Consider the following 5,597-nt stretch of genomic DNA (forward strand, 5'->3'; position numbering starts at 1 on the left):
CGATCAGGCAGCTGGTTAGTCAACCCGCTGAGGATATGGGAGGTATCTTCTCCTGCAGCCACGTCCAACCTCTCTTTGCGCGCATAGAGGCGCACTCAGGCCGGGCAGGGTGACCGCCCGGCGTATATACGCCGTGTGCGACGTATCGGTTACAACAGCCCGGTCATGTGTGCCGGGCAGGGTCCTAGCATTCCTACGTCTGCATTGGAGTTACAGGGTTGTTGCCCCGCAGGCATAGTTGTCACCTGCCACTCTAACTCTCACCCCAACGCGATGCGTAGCCGCGGGTTGGGCGGCTCTGTTGTATTTCGCCGTCATACTGGTTGTGTGACGAAAAGCCGCTGCGACGCGTGCTGCCTGTCCCGGTGTGACGCAGAATATGGCGTGCTCAGGGGGCTGCAGCTTGAAGCGCAGGCACAAAGGGTGTTGGCTTGGGAGTAATGGAAATCACTATGCGCACTGCATGTATGAGGCATTGGAGGAACACGTGAGCGAGGCCGACGCCGCCACTTCGGTAAATGTGGCGGAAAAATTGGGTTTCAAGAACGGGGATCTGATTCAGGAGTTCGGTTACGACGACGACGTCGATTTCGACTTGCGTGACGATATTGAGGACCTCACGGGTTCCGAGTTGCTCGATGAGGATGATCACGAAGTGGCGGATGCCGTCATCTTCTGGTGGCGCGACGGCGACGGGGACCTTGTGGACAGCCTGATGGATTCGCTGACCACCCTGGGCGAAAACGGCGTGGTCTGGGTCCTCACCCCGAAGTCCGGCCGGGACGGGTATGTCTCGCCGGCGGACATCCAGGAAGCTGCCCCGACGGCCGGCCTGCACGTTACAACCTCGGCAGGCGTCTCGAAGGACTGGAGCGCCGTCCGCCTGGTCAGCAGGAAAAACAAGTGACGGCAGCGCTTGGCGCTGCCCCTGTAGCTGCGCCCGCCCTCGGCGGACAAGCACCTGACTTCGAACTCGCCAACCAGTACGGCGAGCCGGTCCGGCTGTCGTCCCTCCGGGGCGGGAACGTGGTCCTGGTCTTTTATCCGTTCGCGTTTTCGGGCATCTGCACCGGGGAGCTGTGCGAGATACGGGACAACCTGGCCATGTTCGAGGCAGCCAACGCCACGGTCCTGGCCGTCTCCGTTGACAGCAAGTTCGCCCTGAGGGCTTATGCAGCCCAGGAAGGGTACGCCTTCGACCTGCTGGCGGATTTCTGGCCGCACGGTGAGGTGGCCCGGGCTTATGGCGTCTTTGACGCGGACAGCGGCATGGCGCATCGCGGTACCTTCATCATCGATGAGGCCGGAATAATCCGGTATTCGGTAGTGAATCCCCGTGGCCAGGCCCGCGACTTCCAGGAATACCGTGCCGCATTGGCAGGCCTGGGGCAGGCCTGAGGATCCCATGGCACAGCAGCGGGCGGGCGTAGGGCTGACAGGCTTTGCCAGCTTGCCGCCCGTGGCTGCAGCCACTCCCTCTGACGGGGAGCGGGAGGTTCTGCTCAGCATCCGTGAGGTCCTTGCGGGCAAGCGGTTTGTCCTGCTCACCGGGGCGGGACTGAGCACGGACTCCGGAATCCCTGACTACCGCGGGCCGGGTTCGCCGCCGCGTTCACCCATGACGTACCAGGAGTTCGTCAAGGATGAGGCGAACCGGCAGCGCTACTGGGCCCGGAACCACATCGGCTGGTCCCATCTGCGCCATGCCGATCCCAACCAGGGCCATTACGCTGCCGCCGAACTCGAGCGGCGCGGTTATCTCACTGGACTCATTACCCAGAACGTCGACCGGCTGCATGAAGACGCAGGCAGCGTCAACGTGGTGGACCTGCATGGCAGGTATGACCAGGTGGTGTGCCTGGCATGCCACCGCACATATTCAAGGCGCGTCCTGGCCGGAGTGCTGGAGGAGCTCAACCCGGGCTTCCTGTCCCGCGCAGCGGAAACAGGCCTGGTGGAGATGGCTCCGGACGCTGATGCCACCGTCGAGGACCAGGCTCTGATCAGCAGTTTTGTTGTTGCTGTTTGCTTTGCCTGCGGCGGGACACTCAAGCCTGACTTTGTCTACTTCGGGGAGAATGTGCCAAAGGACCGGGTTGAACGGTCGTACCGGATGGTTGATGAGGCCGAGGCCCTGGTAGCCGCAGGATCTTCACTGACGGTGATGAGCGGGCTGCGCTTCGTCCGGCATGCCGCCAAGGACGGAAAGCCCGTCGTCATCATCAACCGTGGACCCACCCGTGGTGATGATAAGGCAAGTATCAAACTGGAGGCCGGCGTCAGTGAATCCCTGGCCTGGCTGGCAGCCGCGCTTCCGCCCCTCTAGGAAACCGGCAGCGTCACTGGCGCGCCGATTCGCGTTTGGAGGCATGCGTCGGGTAGAGTCTATGTTCGTTGGTTGCGGCGCTGAAGCGCCGGATTCAGCGGTTTTGGGTCTTTAGCTCAGCTGGTAGAGCGCCACGTTTACACCGTGGATGTCATCGGTTCGATCCCGGTAGGACCCACCAGGAAACCCTGTTGTTTGCGCCCCGCGGCGGAAACAACAGGGTTTTTTCGTTCCCGCCTGCCCGCCCCCCCCGGGAATGTGGGTTGGCGGCCAAAATGTCAGTGCCCGGCCATAGCTTTCAGGTATGGAACATGTGATGGTGCAGACGGGAACCAACGGAATGCCGACGGCGGTCATCAGCAACGGCAGGGAATGGGCGTTGGGTGCCGAGCCGGTGCGCTGGTTCGAGCGCGTCAACTGGTGGGAAGTCAACCGACGCATGCCCAAGGGGTTGGGCCGTGTTGATGTGGAGGTCCTCCAGGTCCAGGTGAGGCTTGGAGGAAACAGCAACTCGGCGCTGACCACCATGGTGCTGGAGCGGGATGGCCTTGGCGGCGGATGGCGGCTGCGTCAGGCCGTGGCGGACGCAGCCTGAGGATGGGTCTGCGCCGGCTGCCCGGCCAGGACCGGGGACGCGCAAGCAGGGGCCGGGCATTGGAAAACCCTCCACCGCGACTATTGGGGGATGCCGCGGTGGAGGGTCTGAGATGAATATACCGTGAACTGCCGGAAACATGAAGTCATCCCGGAAGTGTGTCGGGGGCACCGGAAAGCCCGCGGGCGCCAAGTCTCGAGCACTCCTCCAGCCATTATGATGGTTGGTGTTCAGCTGGATGAACAGCATGACCAGCGCAGGCGCCTATATAAGGAGAATCATGGCCGATTCCCGCAACTCCCGATCATCCGACGGCCTGGGAAGCGCCTCACCGGCGCCCGCCGTTACCCGTGCAGCCGCGGTGCTGGATGCCCTCGCCGCATCGGCAACCGGAAGACTGACGCTGAGCGATCTCGCCCGCGAGCTCGGCATCCCCAAGTCCTCCACGTCCAACCTCCTGCTGGCCCTGGAAGAAGCGCGCTTGATCAGCAGGCAGGGAGCGGAGTTCACCCTGGGCCGCAAGCTCGTGGAACTCGGTGCCGCCTACCTGAGCCGGCTGGACGAGGTGCAGGAGTTCTACCGGTACTGCGAACAGGCTCCCATGCTGTCCAGGGAAACGGTACGGATTGCCATGCTGGACGGAACGAACGTCATCTACCTTGCCCGCTATGAAGGCCACCCCGCGGTCAGGCTGACCTCCAACATCGGCGACAAAATGCCGGTCTCGCTGTGCGCGGTGGGCAAGGCGCTGATCGCGCGCCTGAACGTTCACGACATTGAAGACATGTTCCCTGACGACGCCGAGCTGCCCGTTATGACGCCAAAGTCCCTCAGAACCGGGGCGGAGCTCAAAGCCCAGCTCCGCACCATCCGCGACCAGGGCTATGCCTTTGAGGATGAGGAGTCCACTACCGGGGTGGTGTGCCTTGCGGTATCAGTACCCACCAGGGGTGCCCACGGTCCCAGCCTGGGACTATCCGTCACGGCCCTCAAGGCCACCTACACCGAGGAGCAGGGATCCCAGATGGTCAAGGAGCTCCGGGAGCTGGCCCGTTCCCTCGGAAACCCGATGGGCTAGCGGCGAAACCCCGGCCAACGGGATTATTTCGGCAAGGCGTTTGCCAGCTGTTCAACTTACTGTACGCTGTTCAGCATAGTGATTCGCACAACGTGTGCCTTCACTGACCCACCAGGCCAACGGGGGCCTGGAGTGTGATGAGGGAGTTCTTGTGACAACTCGTACTAAAGCACCGCAGGCCGCGGACGGCGCCGTCGTCGAACCGGACCAGCTGCGAAGGGCAACTCTTGCCAGTTCCGTCGGCTCCGCGCTGGAGTACTACGACTTTTACATCTATGGCCTGGCCTCGGCGCTGATCTTCGGACCGCTGTTTTTTGCCCCGCTCGGCGAAAGCGGGGCAGTCATCGCCTCCTTTGCCACGTACGGTGTGGGCTTTGCGGCCCGCCCCTTCGGCGGCGTCGTCTTTGGCTACATCGGGGACCGGTTCGGCCGCAAAATGGTCCTGATCCTCACTATCGGGCTGATGGGCATGGCGAGCTTCGCCATCGGCCTGCTGCCCACCTTTGAACAGGCGGGCATGCTGGGCGCAGTCCTCCTGGTGACGTTGCGCATCATCCAGGGGCTGGGGGCCGGCGCTGAGCAGGCCGGCGCCACCACGCTGATCTCGGAAGTTGCCCCGCGCCGCCGTCGCGGGTTCTTCGCCTCGCTGCCGTTCGTCGGCATCCAGCTGGGCACCCTCCTGGGCGCCGGAACCTTTGCCTTGATGGCGCTGGCTGACAAGGCGGTCCTGCAGGGCTGGCTGTGGCGGGTGCCGTTCCTGGCCAGCTTCATCCTGATTGTTATTGCTGTCTTCATCCGCCTCCGCCTGAAGGAAACGCCGGTTTTCCAGGAGCTCGAGAAGCACAAGGCCGTGGTGAAGAACCCCGTGGGCCAGATCTGGAAGCACTCCAAAAAGAACGTCCTGGTGGGCATCGGCCTGCGGATGGGCGAGAACGGCAACTCCTCCATCTACTCCGCGCTCCTGGTGTCGTTCATCAGCATGCCCGCCGGTGTGTTTGCGGGCGACAAGTTCATCGGCCCCACCGGTCTGCTGATTGCTGCCGGGTTCGCCGCTGTGATGGTAGTGACGTTCGGCGCCCTCTCCGACCGTTTTGGCCGCGTCCCCGTCTACAGGTATGGCGCCTTGTTCCAGGCAGTCATTGCCCTGCCGGCGTTCTACCTGGTGACCCTTGGAAACGTCACGCTGGTCTGGGCAGTTATGGTGGTGGGCATCGCCCTGGGCGTGCAGTCAATGCTTGGCCCGCAGTGCGCCCTGCTGCCGGAACTGTTTGGCTCCCAGCACCGCTTCACGGGCGTTGCATTGAGCCGGGAACTGTCCGCCGTACTCGCCGGAGGCTTTGCCCCCATGATCGGTGTGGCCCTTCTGGCCGCGACCGACCACTCGTGGCTGGTTCCTGCCATCTATTCACTGGTCCTGGCATCGATCTCGTTTGTGGCCACGTTCTTCACGCCTGAAACCGTGGGCAGGGACCTGGTCCTGGTGGAGGACGCCAGCTAGGTACTCGTTGGTCAACGTCAAAGGGCGGCTTCCCCTGGTGAACTGGTCCCCGAAAGTTGGACTGGCTTAGTAAGAGCCTAAACTGCAAGGGCCTGAGCAC

General features: G+C 63.0%; 6 protein-coding genes and 1 tRNA gene. All 7 read left to right on the top strand.

Annotated elements, in window-relative coordinates; genetic code table 11:
* Nucleotides 1-487: 487 nt before the first annotated feature.
* The 7 genes from FNL14_RS22830 to FNL14_RS22860 all read left to right on the top strand — a co-directional run bounded on the left by FNL14_RS22830 (nt 488) and on the right by FNL14_RS22860 (nt 5,497).
* Complete coding sequence (locus tag FNL14_RS22830) at nt 488-907, top strand: DUF3052 domain-containing protein (protein WP_091424830.1); 420 nt, start codon at nt 488-490, stop codon at nt 905-907.
* Nucleotides 904-1,398, top strand: a complete 495-nt coding sequence (locus tag FNL14_RS22835) for a peroxiredoxin (protein WP_091424825.1) — start codon at nt 904-906, stop codon at nt 1,396-1,398. The genes FNL14_RS22830 and FNL14_RS22835 overlap by 4 nt, the downstream gene beginning before the upstream one ends.
* A 7-nt stretch (nt 1,399-1,405) precedes the next feature.
* Nucleotides 1,406-2,326, top strand: coding sequence for an NAD-dependent protein deacetylase (locus FNL14_RS22840; protein ID WP_142065062.1), 921 nt, complete (start codon nt 1,406-1,408; stop codon nt 2,324-2,326).
* 105 nt (nt 2,327-2,431) lie between these two features.
* Nucleotides 2,432-2,507: transfer RNA gene (locus FNL14_RS22845), tRNA-Val, on the top strand.
* Nucleotides 2,508-2,630: 123 nt separating this feature from the next.
* Nucleotides 2,631-2,921, top strand: coding sequence for a hypothetical protein (locus FNL14_RS22850; protein WP_181762752.1), 291 nt, complete (start codon nt 2,631-2,633; stop codon nt 2,919-2,921).
* A gap of 280 nt (nt 2,922-3,201) precedes the next feature.
* Nucleotides 3,202-3,999, top strand: coding sequence for an IclR family transcriptional regulator (locus FNL14_RS22855; protein WP_091422719.1), 798 nt, complete (start codon nt 3,202-3,204; stop codon nt 3,997-3,999).
* Between the two features lie 151 nt (nt 4,000-4,150).
* The gene (locus tag FNL14_RS22860; protein WP_142065065.1) at nt 4,151-5,497 is read left to right on the top strand and encodes an MFS transporter; all 1,347 of its coding nucleotides are present in this window, start codon (nt 4,151-4,153) and stop codon (nt 5,495-5,497) included.
* Nucleotides 5,498-5,597 lie beyond the last annotated feature (100 nt).

Source organism: Pseudarthrobacter sp. B4EP4b (genome assembly GCF_006680095.1).
GTDB lineage: Bacteria > Actinomycetota > Actinomycetes > Actinomycetales > Micrococcaceae > Arthrobacter.